Source organism: Pseudoalteromonas sp. TAE56 (assembly GCF_000497955.1).
In the GTDB taxonomy this organism is placed as follows: Bacteria; Pseudomonadota; Gammaproteobacteria; order Enterobacterales; family Alteromonadaceae; genus Pseudoalteromonas.
The window spans coordinates 116,147-136,441 of the sequence record NZ_AUTN01000062.1; the positions used below are offsets into that span (position 1 = coordinate 116,147).

The 20,295-nt window shown below is 39.1% G+C and carries 13 protein-coding genes and 2 pseudogenes; 7 read left to right on the forward strand and 8 right to left on the reverse strand.

Annotation, left to right across the window (positions count from 1 at the left end):
• Nucleotides 1-13: 13 nt before the first annotated feature.
• From L656_RS0104185 to L656_RS0104200, 4 genes and pseudogenes are all read left to right on the forward strand, one after another.
• On the forward strand, nucleotides 14-448 hold the full coding sequence (locus tag L656_RS0104185) for a CopD family protein (RefSeq protein ID WP_024598293.1): 435 nt from the start codon (nucleotides 14-16) through the stop codon (nucleotides 446-448).
• A 115-nt stretch (nucleotides 449-563) separates the two neighbouring features.
• Nucleotides 564-1,563: pseudogene (locus L656_RS01000000121895) on the forward strand (aspartate carbamoyltransferase).
• Between the two features lie 33 nt (nucleotides 1,564-1,596).
• On the forward strand, nucleotides 1,597-2,877 hold the full coding sequence (gene hemL, locus L656_RS0104195; protein WP_024598294.1) for a glutamate-1-semialdehyde 2,1-aminomutase: 1,281 nt from the start codon (nucleotides 1,597-1,599) through the stop codon (nucleotides 2,875-2,877).
• A 178-nt stretch (nucleotides 2,878-3,055) separates the two neighbouring features.
• The gene (locus L656_RS0104200) at nucleotides 3,056-4,897 is read left to right on the forward strand and encodes a methyl-accepting chemotaxis protein (RefSeq protein WP_024598295.1); all 1,842 of its coding nucleotides are present in this window, start codon (nucleotides 3,056-3,058) and stop codon (nucleotides 4,895-4,897) included.
• A gap of 232 nt (nucleotides 4,898-5,129) precedes the next feature.
• Here L656_RS0104200 and mrcB read toward each other — a convergent pair whose 3' ends face one another.
• The 4 genes from mrcB to L656_RS0104220 form a co-directional block, all read right to left on the reverse strand.
• Nucleotides 5,130-7,472 (reverse strand): penicillin-binding protein 1B, encoded by a 2,343-nt coding sequence (gene mrcB / locus L656_RS0104205; RefSeq protein ID WP_024598296.1) that lies wholly within the window; start codon nucleotides 7,470-7,472, stop codon nucleotides 5,130-5,132.
• Nucleotides 7,473-7,622: 150 nt separating this feature from the next.
• The gene (locus tag L656_RS0104210) at nucleotides 7,623-8,852 is read right to left on the reverse strand and encodes an ammonium transporter (RefSeq protein WP_024598297.1); all 1,230 of its coding nucleotides are present in this window, start codon (nucleotides 8,850-8,852) and stop codon (nucleotides 7,623-7,625) included.
• A gap of 9 nt (nucleotides 8,853-8,861) precedes the next feature.
• The gene (locus L656_RS0104215) at nucleotides 8,862-9,200 is read right to left on the reverse strand and encodes a P-II family nitrogen regulator (RefSeq protein ID WP_004587162.1); all 339 of its coding nucleotides are present in this window, start codon (nucleotides 9,198-9,200) and stop codon (nucleotides 8,862-8,864) included.
• 219 nt (nucleotides 9,201-9,419) lie between these two features.
• Nucleotides 9,420-10,643, reverse strand: a complete 1,224-nt coding sequence (locus tag L656_RS0104220) for a response regulator (protein WP_024598298.1) — start codon at nucleotides 10,641-10,643, stop codon at nucleotides 9,420-9,422.
• A 365-nt stretch (nucleotides 10,644-11,008) separates the two neighbouring features.
• On the opposite strand from L656_RS0104220, the gene L656_RS0104225 reads away from it, so the two are divergent.
• Complete coding sequence (locus tag L656_RS0104225) at nucleotides 11,009-12,517, forward strand: S10 family peptidase (RefSeq protein WP_024598299.1); 1,509 nt, start codon at nucleotides 11,009-11,011, stop codon at nucleotides 12,515-12,517.
• Between the two features lie 41 nt (nucleotides 12,518-12,558).
• Here the strand turns inward: L656_RS0104225 and L656_RS0104230 are convergent, their stop codons facing one another.
• The 4 genes and pseudogenes from L656_RS0104230 to L656_RS0104245 form a co-directional block, all read right to left on the reverse strand.
• Nucleotides 12,559-14,703: an ATP-binding protein gene (locus L656_RS0104230; RefSeq protein ID WP_241763418.1), complete on the reverse strand. Its 2,145-nt coding sequence runs from the start codon at nucleotides 14,701-14,703 to the stop codon at nucleotides 12,559-12,561.
• Between the two features lie 73 nt (nucleotides 14,704-14,776).
• Nucleotides 14,777-15,510 (reverse strand): annotated as a pseudogene (locus tag L656_RS1000000123655) (phosphate/phosphite/phosphonate ABC transporter substrate-binding protein).
• Between the two features lie 160 nt (nucleotides 15,511-15,670).
• Nucleotides 15,671-16,330, reverse strand: coding sequence for an START domain-containing protein (locus L656_RS0104240; RefSeq protein ID WP_024598301.1), 660 nt, complete (start codon nucleotides 16,328-16,330; stop codon nucleotides 15,671-15,673).
• Complete coding sequence (locus L656_RS0104245) at nucleotides 16,331-17,854, reverse strand: CYTH and CHAD domain-containing protein (RefSeq protein WP_024598302.1); 1,524 nt, start codon at nucleotides 17,852-17,854, stop codon at nucleotides 16,331-16,333.
• Between the two features lie 307 nt (nucleotides 17,855-18,161).
• Here L656_RS0104245 and L656_RS0104250 point away from each other — a divergent pair, with 307 nt between their 5' ends.
• Entirely contained in the window at nucleotides 18,162-18,767 is a 606-nt protein-coding gene (locus L656_RS0104250; RefSeq protein ID WP_002958928.1) for a TIGR04211 family SH3 domain-containing protein, read from the forward strand.
• Nucleotides 18,768-18,908: 141 nt separating this feature from the next.
• The gene (locus tag L656_RS0104255) at nucleotides 18,909-20,282 is read left to right on the forward strand and encodes an IS4 family transposase (protein ID WP_024598303.1); all 1,374 of its coding nucleotides are present in this window, start codon (nucleotides 18,909-18,911) and stop codon (nucleotides 20,280-20,282) included.
• Nucleotides 20,283-20,295: the final 13 nt, after the last annotated feature.

A 20,295-nucleotide genomic window follows, 5' to 3' on the forward strand; every position in this document is an offset into this window, starting at 1 on the left:
AATAAGGATTATTATGAGCGCATTATTGATTTATAAAACACTGCACATATTTTTTATGATTGCGTGGTTTGCCGGTATTTTTTACTTACCACGATTATTTGTATATCACGCAATGAGCGAAGAAAGATCATGCAACTCTATGCTTAAAGTTATGGAGCGCAGACTACTTTACTTCGTAACCCCATTTGCTGTTTTAACGGCTGTATTTGGTGTATTAACCATTGTTGAATATGGTCGTGATTGGTTTAGATACAGTATGTGGTTACATTACAAACTTGTACTGGTAATTATTTTATACGTATACCACGGCTACTGTTTTAAGTTATTGAGTGACTTTAAACATGACCGAAACACTAAAACAGACCGCTTCTACCGTATTTTTAATGAGCTCCCTGTTATTGCGCTGCTCATCATAGTGGCACTTGCGGTAATAAAACCTAATTTATAAGCTTTGTAGCGCATGTTAAACTGCGCTGCAATTTACAATACTTGCTAATAACACGCGCGATTGCGTGCTCCATTTATGGATTATCGCGCCCATTTGATTGATTAGGAATTACCCCATGTTAAGTTTCCAAGGCGAACATATACTGTCTGTAAATCAGCTAGACAGAGACTGCATTGAACGTATTTTTGCAGTAGCTAAAAAAATGGAGCCTTATGCTAAAAAGCAAAAGCAAACAACGGTGCTTAAAGGCGCTATTTTAGCTAATTTGTTTTTTGAACCAAGCACTCGTACACGAGTTAGCTTTGGTACAGCCTTTAACTTACTAGGCGGTGGCGTACGTGAAACTACAGGTATGCAAAGCTCAGCGCTTGCTAAAGGTGAGTCTCTTTACGATACTGCGCGCGTTATTTCAGCTTACGCCGATGCTGTTGCTATGCGCCATCCTGACGCAGGCTCAGTAAGTGAATTTGCTGATGGTTGTACTGTGCCGGTTATTAATGGCGGCGACGGTCCAAATGAGCACCCGACCCAGGCATTACTTGATTTATTAACCATTGAGCGTGAATTACAGCGTTTTGATCAAAATATTGATGGCATGCATATAGCGCTTGTGGGTGATTTAAAATATGGTCGCACAGTGCATTCTCTATCAAAACTATTGTGCCATTATAAAAACGTAAAGTTTTCGATGGTCGCACCTGATGGCCTACAAATGCCAACGAGCATTTTAGATGCCGTAGAAAATGCAGGACACAAAATTGAGCTAGTAAACAAGATGGAAGGTAATTTAGCCGCCGNGTATTCAAGAAGAGCGTTTTCCTTCACAAGAAGAAGCAAATAAATACCGTGGCGGTTTTAGAATTAGCCAATCTATTTACAGCGCTCATTGCAAACCTAACTCTGTGTTAATGCATCCGTTACCACGTGATAGTCGCTTAGAAGCCAACGAGCTTGATAACGACTTAAACAGTAACGACAATTTAGCAATATTCCGCCAAGTACAAAATGGCGTATTAATTCGTATGGCACTGTTTGCTTTAACACTCGGCGTAGAAAATAAAGTCGATAAGTATGAAGTGGACGTACCTTGGTTTAGCCGCAAACGCGACAGCTAAACCCTCTTTAAGTGACAATTTATAGGATTTTTCATGACAATTAGCCAAGACTTATTTGAACGCGCTCAAGCCTCTATTCCAGGTGGCGTAAACTCGCCAGTTCGTGCTTTTAATGGTGTGGGCGGTACGCCGCTATTTATTACAAAAGCAGAAGGCGCGTTTACATTTGATGCCGACGGTAATCGTTATATTGATTATGTTGGCTCTTGGGGACCTATGATCATGGGTCATAACCACCCTGCAATTAAACAAGCCGTACACGAAGCAGTAGAAAATGGCCTTAGCTATGGCGCGCCAACTGAAGCCGAAATATTAATGGCTGAAAAAGTAAAAGAGCTGGTTCCATCAATCGAAAAAGTACGCATGGTTAGCTCAGGCACTGAAGCAACGATGAGTGCAATTCGTTTAGCACGTGGCTTTACCGGCCGCGATAAAATATTAAAATTTGAAGGTTGTTACCACGGTCACGCTGACTCGTTATTAGTTAAAGCAGGCTCTGGTGCATTAACAATGGGTGTGCCTAATTCTCCTGGTATTCCTGAAGACTTTGCTAAGCATACACTTACGGTATCGTTTAATAACCTAGATGAAGTAAAAGCCATTTTTGCAAAATACGCAGACGAAATTGCCTGTATTATTGTAGAACCAGTAGCCGGTAACATGAACTGTATTCCACCAGTGCCAGGCTTTTTAGAAGGTTTGCGTGATGTGTGTGACGAATATAAATCAGTACTTATTTTTGATGAAGTAATGACGGGCTTTCGTGTTGCACTTGGCGGCGCACAAGCTTATTACAATATTAAACCAGACCTTACGTGTTTAGGTAAAGTCATTGGCGGCGGCATGCCTGTTGGCGCATTTGGTGGTAAAACCGAAATAATGGATTACATTGCGCCTGTGGGCCCTGTTTACCAAGCGGGTACTCTTTCTGGCAACCCTATTGCGATGGCTGCAGGTTTAAAATCACTTGAGCTATTATGTGAGCCAGGTCTACACGATAAGTTAGAAGCTATTTCAAAAGCAATTTGTGAAGGCTTTGAAGCTGGCGCTAAAAAAGCAGGCATTGCATTAACAACTAATTATGCTGGCGGCATGTATGGATTCTTTTTTACTGATGCTGAAAAAGTAACGACATACAAACAAGCGACTGAATGCGACCTAGAGCGCTTCAAACGTTTTTTCCACCTTATGCTTGAAGAAGGCGTGTACCTTGCTCCATCAGCATTTGAGGCTGGTTTTGTATGTGCTGCGCATACTGAACAAGAAGTAAAAGACACAATAGCGGCAGCAGAACGCTCGTTTGCTAAACTTTAAGTTAAAATTACTTTTTATATTTTATAAACGCTTGTTTTTACAGTATGTAATTAAGACTAAAGATTGAAAAAAGCCCGAAAGGGCTTTTTTTATTTGTAAAGTACTATAAATGAATGATAATTAAGCATAACAAGGTCTATTCACCTTTACCCTAATTACAAAAATACAAGAGAGCCTTATGTCAGGATTACGCCAATTTTCTTTTCCCGCTATCCAGCTAATGGCAAATTTAAAATACAAAACTAAAATCAGCTTAATGTTTGGAATTTTACTCGTTCCTCTTGCACTTAGTTTGTTTTTTTTAGTCTCATTATTAAGTGAAAGTATCGCTGTTTCAAAAATGCAGCAACAAGGCTTAAAAGGCTACAGGTCAATACTCTCAAATCAAATGCAGGGGGAAGCAAATCAAAATATAAAAATAGCTCGCTCACTCGGTTTTGATATAAAAGACGATCAAGAAAATGAAGTACTCGAACTTGTTTCTATTCAGTCAAACCTTGCCTTAGATAGTCAATTAGCAAGTGCTTATGTAAATCGCTCTTTAGTCACGCCAATTCCTGCACTTATAATGCAAATAAACTCGACAGCGCAAAGCGCAAACACTGTTTTGGCAAGTAATCGTTTTACGCCCGATACCTTTATAGCGCTTTCAAATTTTAGTAAATCACTTCCTTTGTACGAAAAACAACTCGATAAAATACTTAATGTCGCCACCAATGCAGATAAATCAGTAAATAAGGCGCTCATGCCTTCGTTAACTAATTTACACAGTGCTGTTGGTGCATTCAAAAAAGCAATAGATGAAAAACTACTTGAGCCTGACGATATTTTATTAACTCAAGCAGAATTTAATAAGCTAACAAACAATGTTCACAGCAGTATTAATCAACTTGTTAGTAAGAGCATTCCAACGCTTGAGAGCCTTATTGAAGCAAAACTGCAAACTCAACAGTGGACTCGAAATCTTGTTTTAGCCGCTTCATTGATTAGTTTGTTATTTGCATTTTATTTAATGATTGGTTTTTATTTTGCGGTTGTTGATACCATTAATCGCTTTGCTGATGCGGCAAATAGAGCCGCGAATGGCGACTTAAATGCAACGATTGATTCAAGCACCAATGATGAAATGGGTATTATTGCATCGCGCTACAACGCATTACTTAATGCATTTTCACACTTATTATTTGATGTTAAAGCAAGTACAGAAGAGCTATGCGGCGCAACTAAATCGCTATCGCATGCGAGTAGCCAAACAAGCAATGATGTTTCAAAACAGCAAACTCGAGTAAATGCCATTTATAATGCACTAAGCGAAATGGCTCAAAACGCACTTGCAGTTGAAGAGTCAGCCCATCAAGCAACGCTTACCGCGCAAGATGCTGCTGCACATGTAAAACAAGGTTCAGACAATACAATGGAGCTTGCTAAATATATGCAAGATCTACAAATTGAATTTGCAGAGAGCCAACAAGCACTCGATAAGCTAGCGCAAGATAGCCAAGAAATTAGCAAAGTTAGTAAAGGCATTAGTGAAATAGCCGATCAAACAAACTTGCTTGCACTCAATGCCGCTATTGAAGCTGCACGAGCTGGCGAGCATGGCCGAGGCTTTGCCGTTGTAGCTGATGAAGTAAGAACTCTTGCTCAGCGTACACAAACACAAACTCAAGAAATTCACCAAATTATTAGCTCCTTACAACAAGCATCTGACGACACTCAACAAAAAATGCGCTCAAGTGTTGAAAAAATGGAGCAATCAGTAAAAGCAGCCAATCAAACTAATGATGTATTGCAAAGCGCAGAGCAAAGTATGGGCGATATTAAACATCAGGGCGAAGTTATTGCCGAGCGTGTTAAACAGCAGTCAAATGCGACAACACAAGCATTGAATGATTCGCAAGAGGTGAGTAATTTAGCCGATCAAACGCTAACATCAGCCCAATCAACGCTGCAAGATGCACAGCAGCTAAGTCGCTTATCTAATGATTTAACCAAATCAATGCAGTTTTTTAAATCTTAATACCAATTCGCTTAATTAAATGATCTATTTTGAAGGAAGAAAATCGTGTCGATAACAAGGCAAAAATTTCGTTATTTAGTTGTTCTATATCAGAAATTTTTAACGTAGTTAACGTCAGGTTTAACCCCTCAAATTGATTAAGTATTATTACGGATTGGTATAATTACGCTAACTATACTTTAAACAACAAAGCCGCTAAATAAGCGGCTTTGTTGTTTAGAGTAATCTCAAATTAACGAATACATTGTGGTCTTGGCTCAAACTCACTCACTCTAAGCGGTAGCTGAATCACCTTGCCACAACCTGGTGGTGCCTGCTTACCCGTTTGCTCATTTACAAATGCCCAGCGTATTGAAGGTGGACGAGTATCAGCTATTGCTTGAGGGTTAAGCGGCTTTAAGTAACGAATATACGCTTCTAATGCGCCTACGCTGCCTGTTAAACCTGTGCTTTTGTTGTCGTCTCTACCAAGCCACGCAACAGTCACTGTATTTTGATCAAAGCCTGCAAACCAACTATCACGTAAATCGTTACTAGTTCCTGTTTTACCAGCTAGTTGAATTGACGGAAAATGTAAATTCAATCGTTTAGCAGTGCCGTCTTTCGTTACGCGTTTCATTGCGTATTTAGTCATATACATTGCAGATTTATCAAAACGAGGCTCTGCATTTACTGTATGTTTATAAAGCACTTTACCAACTGAGTCAGTTAATGCCGAAATTGCAGTGAGCTTTTTATATTCGCCATCTGCAGCAATTGTTGTATAAAGCTGAGCAACTTCAAAGCTAGACATTTCAACAGCTCCTAAAAGCAACGATGGGTAATCGTCTATTGCCCCTGTTGCACCTAAACCTTTTAATGTATTTACTACCTTATCAACACCTACATCGAGGCCTAAATTAACCGCTGGAATATTAATACTGTTACTAAATGCTTTATAAAGAGGGATTGCACCACGGTATTGATGATCAAAGTTCTCTGGTTGCCACACTTTTCCCTGCTCGTTTGTAACCTGTACTGGCGAGTCATCAAGCAAAGTAGCTAAATTATAATGTGGTAATTGCAAGGCGGTTAAATACACAGCTGGTTTTACCAGCGAGCCGATATTACGCTTTGTATCTAAAACACGATTAAACCCTGAATAACGAACATCGCGCCCTGCAACAAGTGCGGATACACCGCCCTTTTCTACATTTACAGAGATCATGGCCGCTTCTAGATTTTCGGTTCTAGGGCGATTTTCTAGGTACGGTAAGCTTTTTTCAACAGACTCTTCCATTGCAGTTTGCTTTTGCAAATCAAAATAAGTAAATACTCTTACGCCTGCATCAAGTGTGTGCTGATCTGGCAGTAATTTATTTAGCTCCCTGTTTACTAGCTCTAAATACCCAGGGTATGATTTTTGTAAGCTGGCTTTCATAGGCGCAATATCAATTGGGCGGTTAAGCGATGCACGGTACTCTTTTGTACTAAGTAGCTTGTTTTCAACCATAAGGCGAAGCACTAAGTCTCGGCGCTCCATTGTACGCTCTTTATAGCGACGTGGGTTGTAATAAGATGGACCTTTAACCATTGCCACCAGCAAAGCAATTTGATCGTACTCAAGCTCGTCTACCGGCTTTGAAAAGTAAAAATCAGCAGCAAGCCCCATTCCATGCACACCTTGGTTGTATGACTGCCCTAGGTATACTTCATTTAAGTAAGCTTCTAATATCTGATCTTTTGAATAGCGATAATCTAAAATAAGCGCAATAAAGGCCTCATTTATTTTTCGTACTAAAGAACGCTCGCGTGTTAGGTAAATATTTTTAGCTAATTGCTGAGTAAGCGTGCTGCCACCTTGAACGGTGCGCCCCGCTTTAATATTAGAATAAAGCGCGCGTAAAATAGAAAACACCGATACACCATGATGTTCGTAAAAATCACGGTCTTCAACCACCAATAGCGTATCTTTTAGCATTGCTGGAAACTTATCTAGTGGTACAAATTCTCTATCTTGTTTAGAGTCATTACCAATACGTGCTATTTGTACAGGCTCTAAACGAGCAGAGTTTAAGCGCCTGCCAAAATTATCTTTAATAGTCGCAACTTTTTGTCCTGCAAAGCGAAGTTCAATAATATGTGATTTTTCAAGGCCATCATAAAATTCAAAGTCACGACGATAAATTTTAATGCTATCTGCTGTTTTAACAAACTGCCCTGTGCGGCTCAATCTATTAACCGATGAATAATTTAAACGCTCAAGTTCAAACACAACCTCTTGGCTTGATAAAAACTGCCCCGGATAAAACGCCATAGAACGAGCATACACTTGCGCTGGAAGCTGCCATTTATTCCCTTCAAATATACGTGTTGTTTTTGAATCCAAATAAATGAAATACATTGCCATGGCAATAAAAACAGCCAAGCTTAATTTCCAAAACACTGACCATGTTTTTCTCATAAAAGAGCGTTTAACAGTAGTTTTAACTGTTTTTTTACTGCCCTTTGAGGTACTTTTTTTTGTTGTGCTTGATGATTTACTTGCACGTTTAGTTGCAGATTTGCTGGTAGGTGTTTTTTTATTATCGGCCATTTAAGTGTAATTTATTCCAAGGGTTATTCACGAGTGTGAGCTTAGCATATTGGGCATATCCTAACATCCGAAAAGTTAACCCCCCCTGAAACAAAAAAAGCCCTACCGAAGTAGGGCTTTGTGTAAACACACTATTATTTAAATAAACTATTAGCTATTTCGAACAGAAACAAACTCTGGGTAGGCTTCAATACCACAATCGTGTTGATCCATACCGTTTAGTTCTTCTTCTTCGGTTACTCGTATACCCATTGTTTTGTTAAGCACAGTCCAAACAATAAATGATGCTACAAATACAAAGGCAAGAATACATACTAGACCAATTAACTGATTAACAAAGCTTGCGTCGCCATTTGTTAGCGGTACTAACATAATACCTAATGCGCCACACGTACCGTGAACAGAGATAGCACCCACTGGATCGTCAATCTTAACTTTATCAAGTGCTATGATACTAAATATAACAAGTGCACCACCAAGTAGACCAAGTAGACATGCCATTAATGGTGATGGTGAAAGTGGGTCTGCTGTTATAACAACTAAGCCAGCTAATGCACCATTTAATACCATAGTTAAATCTGATTTACCCCAAAGTACTTTACATACAAACAGTGCAGCAATAGCACCCATTGCAGCGGCAGCATTAGTATTAAGTAATATTTGGCCTACCGCAGTGGCGTTTTCTTTATCAGAAAGTAGTAATTGAGAACCACCGTTAAAGCCAAACCAACCCATCCATAAAATAAATGTACCTAGTGTAGCAAGTGGTAAGTTTGAACCTGGAATCGGGTATATTTCACCGTTCTTACCGTATTTACCTTTACGAGCACCCAAGATTAATACACCTGCTAATGCAGCTGCTGCGCCTGCGCCATGTACAATTGCAGAACCTGCAAAATCAACAAAGCCCATTTCAGATAAGAAACCACCACCCCATGTCCAGTAACCTTCAATAGGGTAGATAAAACCAGTTAGTACTACAGCAAAACCTAGGAAAGCCCACAGTTTCATACGCTCAGCAACAGCACCCGATACAATTGACATAGCGGTTGCAACAAATACTACTTGGAAGAAAAAGTCAGATTCTAAAGAATGGTCAGCATCGGCAGCTTGTGTACCAATTAAAGCGCCTATTGAAGGAATGAAACCACCTTCGGCATTGTCTACATACATAATGTTGTAGCCAACTAATAAAAACATCGTACATGCAATTGAATATAGCGCGACATTTTTAGTTAAAATTTCAGCTGTGTTTTTAGAGCGAACTAAGCCCGCCTCTAACATGGCAAAACCTGCTGCCATCCACATTACTAATATACCTGATATTAAAAAATAGAAGGTATCGAGTGAAAACTTTAGTTCTATTATTGTATTTTCCATGAGACCCCCTTAAATTGCTTCTTCGTCAAGTTCGCCAGTACGGATACGAACAATTTGATCTAAGTCGTACACGAAAATTTTACCGTCACCAATTTTACCTGTTGATGCAATTTTAGTAATTGCTTCAACAACGCGTTGACAATTTTCAGTACGCGTTGCAATTTCAAGTTTGATCTTAGGAATAAAATCTACTTGGTATTCTGCACCACGATATAACTCAGTATGACCTCGTTGACGTCCAAAACCTTTAACATCAACTACTGTCATCCCCTCAATTCCTAAATCAGCGAGTGCTTCACGCACGTCGTCTAATTTAAATGGTTTTATGATTGCACTAATCATTTTCATAGCGGCCCCCTCGGACTCTTTATTGTTATCTTATTGGGTTAAACAATCCAACCTTTGTGCCACTATTTTTATATATTTAAAAACAACAAGTTAATACAAAAAACAAACTCAAGATCAAAAAAAACGCACCAATTAGGTGCGTTAATTTAACAAGTCAGCTACATTGGTGCGTGATATATCACTATATATTTATCGCGTACCTAGCTTTTTTAAGAAAGGTTATACCACGCAGTTTCTGCCTTGGCTTTTAGCTTGATATAATGCTTTATCAGCAACACGCATTGCCTGCGTTAAACTAGTGTCTTGAAAGTCAGCTAAGCCTATACTCGTGGTAATTTTAATTGATTTATCGCTAATAGAAAAATCGTAACTAGCCATCTTTTTCCTGAATGCTTCAAAGTATTCACGACCGCGTTCTAGCTCTATTTCAGGTAATATTATGGCAAACTCTTCTCCGCCCACGCGTGCAACCGTAAAGTTTGAAAATGTAGATCGTATTAAAGAACCAACCTGCTTTAAGGCCTGGTCGCCGCCTTCATGCCCAAACGTATCATTAATATTTTTGAAAAAATCGATATCAAGCAATGCAAGAGTATTTTTCTGATTTTTACCTTTAAGAAGCTTTTCTGCATATTGATAAAAATAGCGTCGGTTATGAAGCCCTGTTAAATGATCCCTATGTGCACTTTCCTTAATATCTGAAATTAACGACAGCTGCTCCATTGTTTGAAGTACACGACAATGAAACTCCTCATTCATAAATGGCTTTGTTAAAAAGTCATTAGCGCCGTATTTAATAAATCGCGCGGATAACCCATGTTTCCCAGCGCCCGATAAACCAATAATTGCTAAATCGTCTCGGCCTCTAAAATTACGCACAGCTTTAACCAGCTCAAAGCCATCCATAGAGGGCATAGCGTAATCAGTCATTAGTAGCTTTATATCAGGATTAGCTTTTAATATTTCGAGTGCTTGCTGACCGTCATGGGCATCTGTTACATCAAACAATTGCTTTTCAAGCATTTGCTTCATTAACGAGCGACTTAGTAATGAGTCATCTGCTATTAATGCTTTACAGCCTTGATTTCTGAGTAATTGCGCAACGAGTTTAACGGCGTAATGGTAAGAATCGCGGTTATCTTTAATGACATAATCAACCACACCCAATTCAAGCATTTGTTGGCGCTTGTACTCATCTATTTTTGAGGTTAAAACAACGGTAGGAATTTTTTTAGATAAAGTATACTTTGCTACTTCACCGTGCGGAGCATCTGGCAAAGTTAAATCAACTAACGCAAGCGTATAATCGTACTTTTCTACATAAGTCGCGCATTCAGCTAAAGACCAAGCAAAATCGACAGCTACATCGAGGTATTGTGCCGTTAAGTGGCGAAGTACCTGCTGCACGACTTTACTGTCTTCAACCACTAATACTCTTTGCATAAAGCTTCTCTTTACCTTTAATTAATTTTGTAACAAAACAAAAAATACAATGCTATTACCGTAATAGCATTTATCAATAAACATCCGGTGTAGAGTGCACTTATGTGCTTGAAAGCGTAATCCATTAGATTTTTTGGTGATAGCTTGTATATAAAATCAATACAAGCAGGCCCGCAATATACCTGAATTTTGTAATTAACTAAATAAAGAAACCCAACCCAAAATAACTATAGAAGTGATTAATACGCATCTACAAGTGTATTAATCACTTACTTAACTAGTATTATCGGCCACTAGTCTCAATACTTTTGTTATTTAGCTCATTAATGTCTTTAATGGTGTATCAACAATAATAAGGACACCTAATGAAGCTTAGTCGTATTATCAGTTTACCGATAACCGTTATTGCATTAATAATCAGTACAAGCACGCTTGCCGATAACCAACGTCGTATTGATGTAGACAGCAAAGTTGTTACTCAACATAAAGCTAAAATCAACGGTCAACGTTTTAACTACACTGTTGCTACAGGTACACAACCTGTATGGGATGATAAAGGCGACGCGGTTGCTACACTGCAATACACCTACTACACCCGCGACAAAGTTGACGACAGAACAACCCGCCCATTACTTATTTCNGGGCCAGGTTCGGCTTCGGTATGGATGCACCTTGCTTATACTGGTCCTCGTGTATTAAAAATTGATGACGAAGGCTACCCTATTCAGCCATACGGCGTAAAAGATAACCCATATTCTGTACTTGATATTGCCGATATTGTTTATGTAAACCCTGTAAATACAGGCTATTCTCGCGTACTTGAAAACGAAAAAGGCAAACTCCTTTCTAAAGCAAAACAAAAAGAAATGTTTTTTGGTGTTAATGCCGATATTAAATACCTTGCTGAGTGGTTAAATACCTTTGTAAATAGAGCTGAGCGCTGGCGCTCGCCTAAGTTTTTAATAGGTGAAAGCTACGGTACAACACGCGTGTCAGGTCTTGCTCATGAGCTTCAAAATAGTCAATGGATGTACATAAACGGTGTTGTACTAGTATCCCCTACCGATATTGGTATTAAACGCGATGGTCCGATTAAAGCCGCTAACCGCTTACCTTACTTTGCAGCCACTGCTTGGTATCACAAAGCACTTAAAGCCGATTTACAAGCTAAAGACCTAGACGAGTTATTACCTGAAGTTGAAGAGTTTACTGTAAACGAGTTAATCCCAGCGCTTGCTAAGGGTGGCTTTATTAATGCTGAAGAAAAACGTCGAATTATTACAAAAATGGCGCACTACGCTGGCTTATCTGAAAAATTTGTTGAACAAAATAACTTAGATGTTCCAACTCAATTTTTCTGGAAAGAGCTACTGCGTGATCGCGGTCAAACTGTGGGGCGCTTAGATTCTCGTTATTTAGGAATGGATAAAAGAGACGCGGGTGAATCCCCAGACTACTGGGCTGAACTTACCTCTTGGTTACACTCTTTCACTCCTGCAATTAATCACTACTTGCGTGAAGAGCTAAACTATAAAACGGATGTAAAATATAATTTATTTGGTAATGTTCACCCATGGGATAGAACCGGTAATAATACGGGCGAAAACCTACGTTTAGCTATGGCGCAAAACCCTTACTTAAATGTGATGATTCAATCAGGTTACTTTGATGGTGCAACCAATTACTTTGACGCTAAATATACATTATGGCAATTAGATCCAAGCGGTAAAATGAAAGACCGTTTGAACTTTAAAGGCTACAGAAGTGGACATATGATGTATCTTCGCCACGCTGACTTAGAAAGCTCTAACAACGATTTACGTGACTTTATAGAGCATGCTTTACCTAAGAAAGAACAAGCAGCTAAATACTAAAATATTTAAAACATAAAAAATGGCTCTTTAGGAGCCATTTTTTATGTGCGTCTTTCATATCGTAAACAATAGCTTTTAAGTTGTGTTACTACATCGTTAAAGCAGAACTCGAGGCTTTGCATTTCATTGTCATCAATAGATTCATTTTCTGCATGCGTTTCAATCTGCTGGCATATCTCAGCCAGTCTAATAGCCCCAACCGACTTTGAAGACGACTTTAATGCATGAGCCTGAAAAGCTAAACCAACATAGTTTTTACTCTTAGCATACGCGTTAGCTAATTTAATTTGCTCCCCTGCTGTTTGTAAAAACGCATTAAATACCATGCAATGTACGCTAGGATCATCACCAAGCATTGCTTTTAGTAGCGTAATATCTAATTGATCAAAACTATCTGAAGCTATACTTTCAGTATCTGGCTTTTCGGAACATGTATTAACTATTGTTTGAGAGTGCTCCATTAATAGCGACTTTAACTTAACAAGCTCAATGGGTTTGGTTAAAAAGCCGTTCATTCCACAACTGTAACAATTATCTATATTGTTTTTGGTAATATTGGCAGTAATTGCAATTATGATCAGTTTATCAAAACGGGTGTTTTCGCGTATTTTTTTGGCTAACCCTAACCCATCGAGTAAGGGCATTTGAATGTCGGTTAGTAAAATATCAAAGCGTTTATTTTGTATGGCCTCCCAAGCTTGCTCACCGTTACTTACAAAAGTAGAGCACATTCCAAGCATAGTTAATTGCTGTTTTAACACTTGCTGATTTGTAACTTGATCTTCTGCCACTAAAACCTCAAGCGTAGGAAGCGTTACCGCATTTAAGCTTTGCTGTGTTATTTGAGGGGCTTGCACTTGTGCTGGCAAGTCAGTTTGATTAAAACTGTTAAAGTTTAGCGTAAAACAAGAACCTTTGTGCTGCTCGCTCTGTGCGCTCAAAGACCCTTGCATACGCTCTACCAGCTGCTTAGTTATCACTAAACCAATACCGGTTCCATTTACTTTACTGGTTTCAGCGCCTAAGCGGTCAAAAGGTTTAAATAGGCGAGAAATGTCATCTGGAGAAAATCCGCATCCGGTATCTATTACATCTATTTCGCATTGTTTATTACTTAACACCCGACAATTAATATTAATGCTGCCATTTAGTTTGTTATATTTAATCGCATTTGAAAGCAAGTTAAGCATCACTTGTTTAAAGCAGCGCTGATCAATATAAATACTCAATCCTTCTAAGGACTCAAAACCGTGAGTTTGCAGTGTTATTGATTGCCCTTTAATTAGCTCAGTGACAAGCTCTACTGACTCTTCTAATATGCTTTTAATAGGCACATAAGAAAAACTAAACTGCATATTACCCGACTCAATAGCTGTTAAATCAAGCACATCGTCTATGAGTAATAGTAAATGCTCTCCAGCTTGATAAATGCTTTTCGCGTTTTCTTTTTGTACTTTATTAGCACTCTCATCATATCCATACAGCTGGGCTAAGCCTAAAATTGCATTTAATGGAGTTCTTAATTCGTGGCTCATACTGGCCATAAAATCTGACTTTGCTTTACTTGCAGACTCAGCTTGAATTCGTAATGCATTTAATTTTTGATGGTTATTCGCAACCTCATCAACCATATTATTAAATGCATTTATTACACTGCCCACTTCATTTTGTTGTTGTTTATCTATATGGCAATCAAAGTCGCCTTTGGCTAAACGTGAAAACCCAAGTTTTAGCGTCCTCAAAGGCGATGTAACCCTGTAATCCACCAGCCAAGCTAAACCTATAAAAACGATAACTAAAATAATAAATTGTATATATATTAAGGTGTAATGAAGTTTTGAAGATTCGTTAATTTCATTCGTAAAATTAACAACCAAGCTAATATTAGCCAGCGGTTTGTCTAAAAATACCACCTGTTGAGATAACAGCATGTCGCCGTTTTCATTTGCTCCAACCCAATTCTCAAGCGGATACAATTGGTTTTTTGAATCAACATCAACAATTTTAATACTTTTCCAATTAGGGCGAGTTTGAAGTTGACTGTCTATTTCTTCATATAGCTCTGCATATTGCCTAGTTAACAACGGAGTCGTTATAGAAGTCGATAACTGCGCTAAAGAACGCTGAGCAGCCTTTGAAAGGCCATCGTTTACCCAACGCGCTTGTTCCGGTAAGGCGTAAAACATAAAAAGACAGGCCATAAGCAAGCCACAAAGCAATACCACAATAAAGCTTTGTGCTCTTAGGCTACGAAACCCACTAATTTTCAACATAAAAAGAGCGTAAGCCCCACTGAGTTAACTGCTGATACTCAGCTAAAGTTGCAATACTAGGTTTAATAATTGGGATACCTGCAAGCAAATGTTTATGCTCTGGGCTTTGCCCTATATCTAAAATAGCTTGTTGCACTTTTAACTGTATTGCAGCATCAACCCTTGGCTGGGCGACAATTGGGTGGCGACTAATTTCATGCATTTTATAAAGAATTTTGAGTTTATTTTGTAAGCTTTCTGGTTGTTGTTTAAATGTGCCCATTACACCACCGCCGCCATTGTTGAGTGCAGTGCTACATTTAAATATACCGATGGATGAGTTTGGACATATACAGGCTTTATTGTTAGCCCGTATAACAATGCTAAATCAGCTCTCATTAATAATGACGCACCTAATGCGTTAGGTGCAGGGAATGCTATTTCAGCGCCCTCTAGTTGGCTTAAATTATCAATATCACTGTCTTTGTTTACGAGCAAAATACCTTGCAGCTTTCGCCCTGCATCTTTTATTAGTGGTAAATATCCCTGTTTTTCGTATGCTACAACACTATGCCATGGGTTCATATATGCAAAGTCGTACTCACCATTAGCAAAGGCTTTTTCAAATACAGGAATAGACTCAACTGTAATTAGCTTTATTGTTACTCCCGTTTGCTTACTTACTTGCTTTAACAAAGGTTGCCAAATAGTATTTAGCTTTTGCGGCTCGTATTGCGGCACTACCAAAGGTATATTCTTGAGCTAATAAGAATGAGCTGTGTATCAAACATAATATAGCCACTAAATACTTCATCAATTCTCCAAATAATAGCGTGTCATTATTGCTTAAGCGTAGTTAAAGACTACTCAACACACCATTAAATTATTATATATTCGATATTTAGCATTGACCTGCTTTGATTACAGGTAGTTTTGGAGTGTATTTTTTATCTGTGAGCATATGATGCAAGTTCATAAATGTGGTGTAAGTACTTTTCAATCCGACCTTATTGCTTAGCCAAGTAGGTATTGCCCCATCAGGCAAAGCATATACTTGGTACTCAATATCAAGGCGGCCTTTGTCCTCACTCAGTAGCCAGCGTGCATTTAAAGTAGTAATTCTTATAACGCCATTGTTTTTGGGCTGCTTATTAGGGCGAGCACTAATAAGCAATTGGCTTTTATTTGCAGTTAACTGTGAATAACAAGAATAAGTAATGCTATCTCTAACAGGCCAAGGGGAATTAAAATAACTGTACACTAAATTTTCTGATGGGCTTATGTGCTTAATAGCCTTTACCTGAGATATATTTTCGAGCCATTGGGGTGCGGCATCGGTATCACTAAGTAATTCTAAAAACTCATTGGTGGATACGCCTTTCACGCTCATCTGCGCTTTTACTTCAAAGGTATTATCACTGTGGCTTTGATAATACACACTTACGCCATTTTTGTTTTTATACAAATGCCATATGGGCTCAGCGTAAGTGTTAAAACTAACTAATAAAAAAATAACGAATAAACACTTTTGCAACTGAATTTTATTACAAAAGCGCATCATTTATTTTTGCCAGTAAGGTTCTATGTCAAGTGAAGCAAGGCGACTTTGCTCCATGGCACTGACCAAATATTCAGACTTTTGTTCAAGCCATGACTGGATTTTAGCAAGCTGTTCGTCTTCTTGCCCTGCACATAATTGCTTTAAATACTCAAGCGTACTTAATTCATAAATACCATGAGAAATATCAAGCCAAGGCAATCTAAACTCTAGGCGTTCTTCTTTATCAAATAACGATCCTAAACAGTTACCGCTCAGTAGGCTATTTTCAAGCTGAGTTCGCAGGTTTAAATACGAAGCGACATCGAGTGTTTGCTCCTTTGGAAGCAACTCGTGCAGGTTTTTCCAGTCTTTATTAAAAAGCCTATTGGCAATAGACGATACATTTTGCTCAGCCGCTTGAAGCTCTGCTTGCCCCCAGTCTTTACGCCATTGCTTATCGATTAACCAGGTAGTTAACGACAGTAATAAACGATTATAACGTGCGCTGTGAAACAGTGCATTTATATCGTCAATGCTTGGCTGTAACTCTTTTAAGTCTCCAATGACTTGAGCAAGTGCTGGCGCCGCATTAATTTTTTTATAAAAAGCATGGCGTTTAGACGTGTACGTCTTTAATTGAATCGCGTTTTCTACCCACGCTAATTCACTTAATAACCATTTAAGTTCGGTACGTAAATGCTCTGTACTTTCTTTAGATACTATATCGTCGTATAGCCAAAAAGTATGGCGGATTAAACTGATGCCGTCAGTTACGCGTTTAAGTGTTTTTAAACTTGGCTTATCGAAATAGCATTGCTCGTGCTTTTGTACAAAGCGAATGCCAAAGTTCATGGCTTCAACTAAAGCACGCTCTTGAGTAGTCGACTTTGGTAATTGTACAAAACCAATAGATTTGCTTGGCATTAAAGGCTTTTTATCAGCAAGTCGATAACCACGTGCGGCCTTAGAATACAAACCTAAGCGTATGCAGTTTTGGCTAACTAGTATATCTGCCAATGCAAACAACTCATTACGACTGCCCTCAACAAGCTCAATTTCTAGCTCGCTAATAATTTCAATTTTACCCGAAGCCGCAATTTCACCTTTATCGAGTACGACTTCAATTTTAGCGCCACTTTCGGTTTCAATTAACCAAGTACGACGAATAAAGTTAGTACTAAATATTGGATACAAGTTTTTTGAGATGGCGCTTATTTGCATGCCATGAGGCCAAATATCAGCATCAAACGCCATTAAATTAGGGCGGCTTGATTCAATTGGTAAATTGTACTCTGGACGTTGGTGTAAACCACCTACCACTTCACCTGCAAGCTTTATAGTTTGCTCGCATTCGCTGTCAGAACAACGCGTTCGAAAGCCTATATCAAGCGCTCTAAGCTCTCTGCTTGGCGTATCGTAGTATGCATTTTGTAAGCTGCGAGACGGTTTATTCTTCACCGTTTTTGCAAATTGAGTAATTAACGAGGGGATCAGTGGAATAACGGCATCTGATACCAAAAATTTCAGTTCTATCTCAGTATCCATTCGGTTTGCGGATTACCTTTAAAATAAATAAGTGCTCAAAATAAACAAAGCGCCTTAACAATGCAAATTTTTTAACCTTATTTTAGGGCCTGATGACCTTTGCGGATTAAAATTCGTTCTATCTAGGAGCAATTTAATCATAGCGTGAGGCTTGTAACCTAGTGGACTCGATAACTACTCCTGCGTTACCGTACTGGGTTACAATATCAGTCTTGCTATTGATCTATTTAATCCATACTATCTAACTACTTATGTGAAATAAAAATCACGTTCATAACGGACGCAGTTAGATCAACAAGGTAGATAAATGCTAAAACATTGTTTATTAGGGCTACTTTTAACAGCCACCACATTCATGAGTTATGCACAAGAAGCACAACCTGCAAATTCAACGAATGCAAACACCGCTTATATTATCGATAATCTATACACTTTTATGCGCTCTGGGGCGAGTAAAAATTATCGACTACTCGGCTCTGTAGATGCTGGAACAAAGTTAACCTTGTTATCAAATGAAGAAAACGGCTTTATAAAAATTAAAGATGATAAAGACCGCGAAGGCTGGATAGAAACTAAGTTTATTACTAAAACAGCTGGTTTACACCAACAGTACAAAACACTAAGTAGCGAAATGAGCACTATGCAAGAAAAGCTACGTCAAGCTCAAATAGAACTTCCACAGCTACAAGAACAAAATCAAACTTTAACAGATCAAAATCTGCAGTTATCTGCTCAAATTACTAAGCTTAAAACAACGCTAGAGCAAGAGCGCACTCAAAAAGAAGCTGCTAGCTCAAAAGAGAAACGCCAGCTACTGACTTACGGTGGTGCTATTGCGTTTTTAGGTCTGTTTTTAGGTATTATATTAACGATAGTGCTGTCACGTCGTAAGCGCTACGAAGGTTGGGCGTAAAGCTCCATCCAACTAAATACAAAAAAGCCGCTTTATAGCTGTCTCTTATACACAAATCCCTGCTAAGAAATTAGCGGGGATTTTTTTGAACTAAATCTCAATGTCATGATCAGATCTTCAAATCTTGTTTGAGGGCACATTATGATTAACGAACATACTCATTGGGCAAAACAACAATTCGGTAAATCGGACTTAGGTGATCCAAGAAGAACAGCGCGTCTGGTAAAGTTAGCATCAACGCTTGCAAATGAACCAGGAAAACCACTTGTGAACATCACTCAATCCCCCGCCGATATGGAAGGTGCCTACCGCTTTATTCGCAACGAGAATATTGACGCAACGGCTATAGCAGAGTCAGGCTTTAAAGCCACGGTTGAACAAGCAAAAAGTCATAACTTATTGCTCGCATTAGAAGACACGACCACACTAATTTATAAGCATTCCTCCATTCGAGATGATTTGGGTCATGTCGGACGAGGAGCAAAACAACGAGGCTTGTTAGCTCATAGCGTATTACTGTTTGCGCCAGACACAAAGCAAGTTGTGGGATTAATTGAACAGTCTCGCTGGAGTCGTGATATCAACACGATTGGAAAAAGAGAAAAACACGCGACGACTTCTTACGAAGAAAAAGAAAGTTACAAGTGGGAGTCAGCGTCACGAGCGATGGCAGAGCGGCTGCAAGGACAAATGGCGAACGTGATATCGGTGTGTGACCGCGAAGCGGACATCTACGAATACTTGCAGTATAAACTGACCGAGCAGCAACGATTCGTCGTACGCTCGATGCAAAGTCGTCATATTGAAGAAGGTGAGGATAAGCTCTATGCGTTTGCAAGCGAGCTGATGAGTGCAGGCACCAAACACATCCACATTGCACAAAAAGGAGGAAGAAAAGCCCGAAGCGCAACACTGGATATCACCTATGCGCCAGTGACACTCAAAGCGCCTTACAATAAGAAAGGACACTCCCTCCCAGTTTACTATGTCGGCTGTACAGAGCGAGGAAACGCTAAGAACGGCTTAAGCTGGCACCTATTAACCAGTGAACCAGTCACCAGCAAAGAAGACGCCTTAGCTATCATCACCTACTATGAGCACCGTTGGCTTGTAGAGGAATACCATAAAGTCTGGAAAAGTGATGGTACGGATATCGAAAGTTTACGCCTTCAAAGCCAAGATAACATGGAAAGATTGGTGACGATTAATGGCTTTATTGCGACGCGAATATTGCAACTAAAGTTCACCAATGAGCAGCCTGATTCCCCAAGTTGTGAACAACTGTTATCTCCCAAAGCATGGAAGTTATTGTGGTTAAAGAGAATAAAAACACCATTGCCTGAAACTGCTCCAAATATGTCATGGGCGTATCAGGAACTGGCAAAGTTAGGAGGCTGGAAAGATACCAAGCGCACAGGGCGTGCATCTGTGAAAGTGTTATGGAAAGGATGGCTTAAGTTACAAGCCATCCTGGAAGGCTACGATTTAGCAAAATCTCTTGAGTCAGACTTGTGATCAAGAGACAGCT

Excerpts from the sequence above, each read along its gene's own strand:
- L656_RS0104210 (WP_024598297.1), bottom strand. The coding sequence starts at position 8,852 with ATGGAAAATACAATAATAGAACTAAAGTTTTCACTCGATACCTTCTAT.
- L656_RS0104240 (WP_024598301.1), bottom strand. The coding sequence starts at position 16,330 with ATGATGCGCTTTTGTAATAAAATTCAGTTGCAAAAGTGTTTATTCGTT.
- L656_RS0104250 (WP_002958928.1), top strand. The coding sequence starts at position 18,162 with ATGCTAAAACATTGTTTATTAGGGCTACTTTTAACAGCCACCACATTC.
- mrcB (WP_024598296.1), bottom strand. The coding sequence starts at position 7,472 with ATGGCCGATAATAAAAAAACACCTACCAGCAAATCTGCAACTAAACGT.
- L656_RS0104185 (WP_024598293.1), top strand. The coding sequence starts at position 14 with ATGAGCGCATTATTGATTTATAAAACACTGCACATATTTTTTATGATT.
- L656_RS0104230 (WP_241763418.1), bottom strand. The coding sequence starts at position 14,703 with ATGTTTTACGCCTTACCGGAACAAGCGCGTTGGGTAAACGATGGCCTT.
- L656_RS0104245 (WP_024598302.1), bottom strand. The coding sequence starts at position 17,854 with ATGGATACTGAGATAGAACTGAAATTTTTGGTATCAGATGCCGTTATT.
- L656_RS0104255 (WP_024598303.1), top strand. The coding sequence starts at position 18,909 with ATGATTAACGAACATACTCATTGGGCAAAACAACAATTCGGTAAATCG.
- L656_RS0104200 (WP_024598295.1), top strand. The coding sequence starts at position 3,056 with ATGTCAGGATTACGCCAATTTTCTTTTCCCGCTATCCAGCTAATGGCA.
- L656_RS0104215 (WP_004587162.1), bottom strand. The coding sequence starts at position 9,200 with ATGAAAATGATTAGTGCAATCATAAAACCATTTAAATTAGACGACGTG.
- hemL (WP_024598294.1), top strand. The coding sequence starts at position 1,597 with ATGACAATTAGCCAAGACTTATTTGAACGCGCTCAAGCCTCTATTCCA.
- L656_RS0104220 (WP_024598298.1), bottom strand. The coding sequence starts at position 10,643 with ATGCAAAGAGTATTAGTGGTTGAAGACAGTAAAGTCGTGCAGCAGGTA.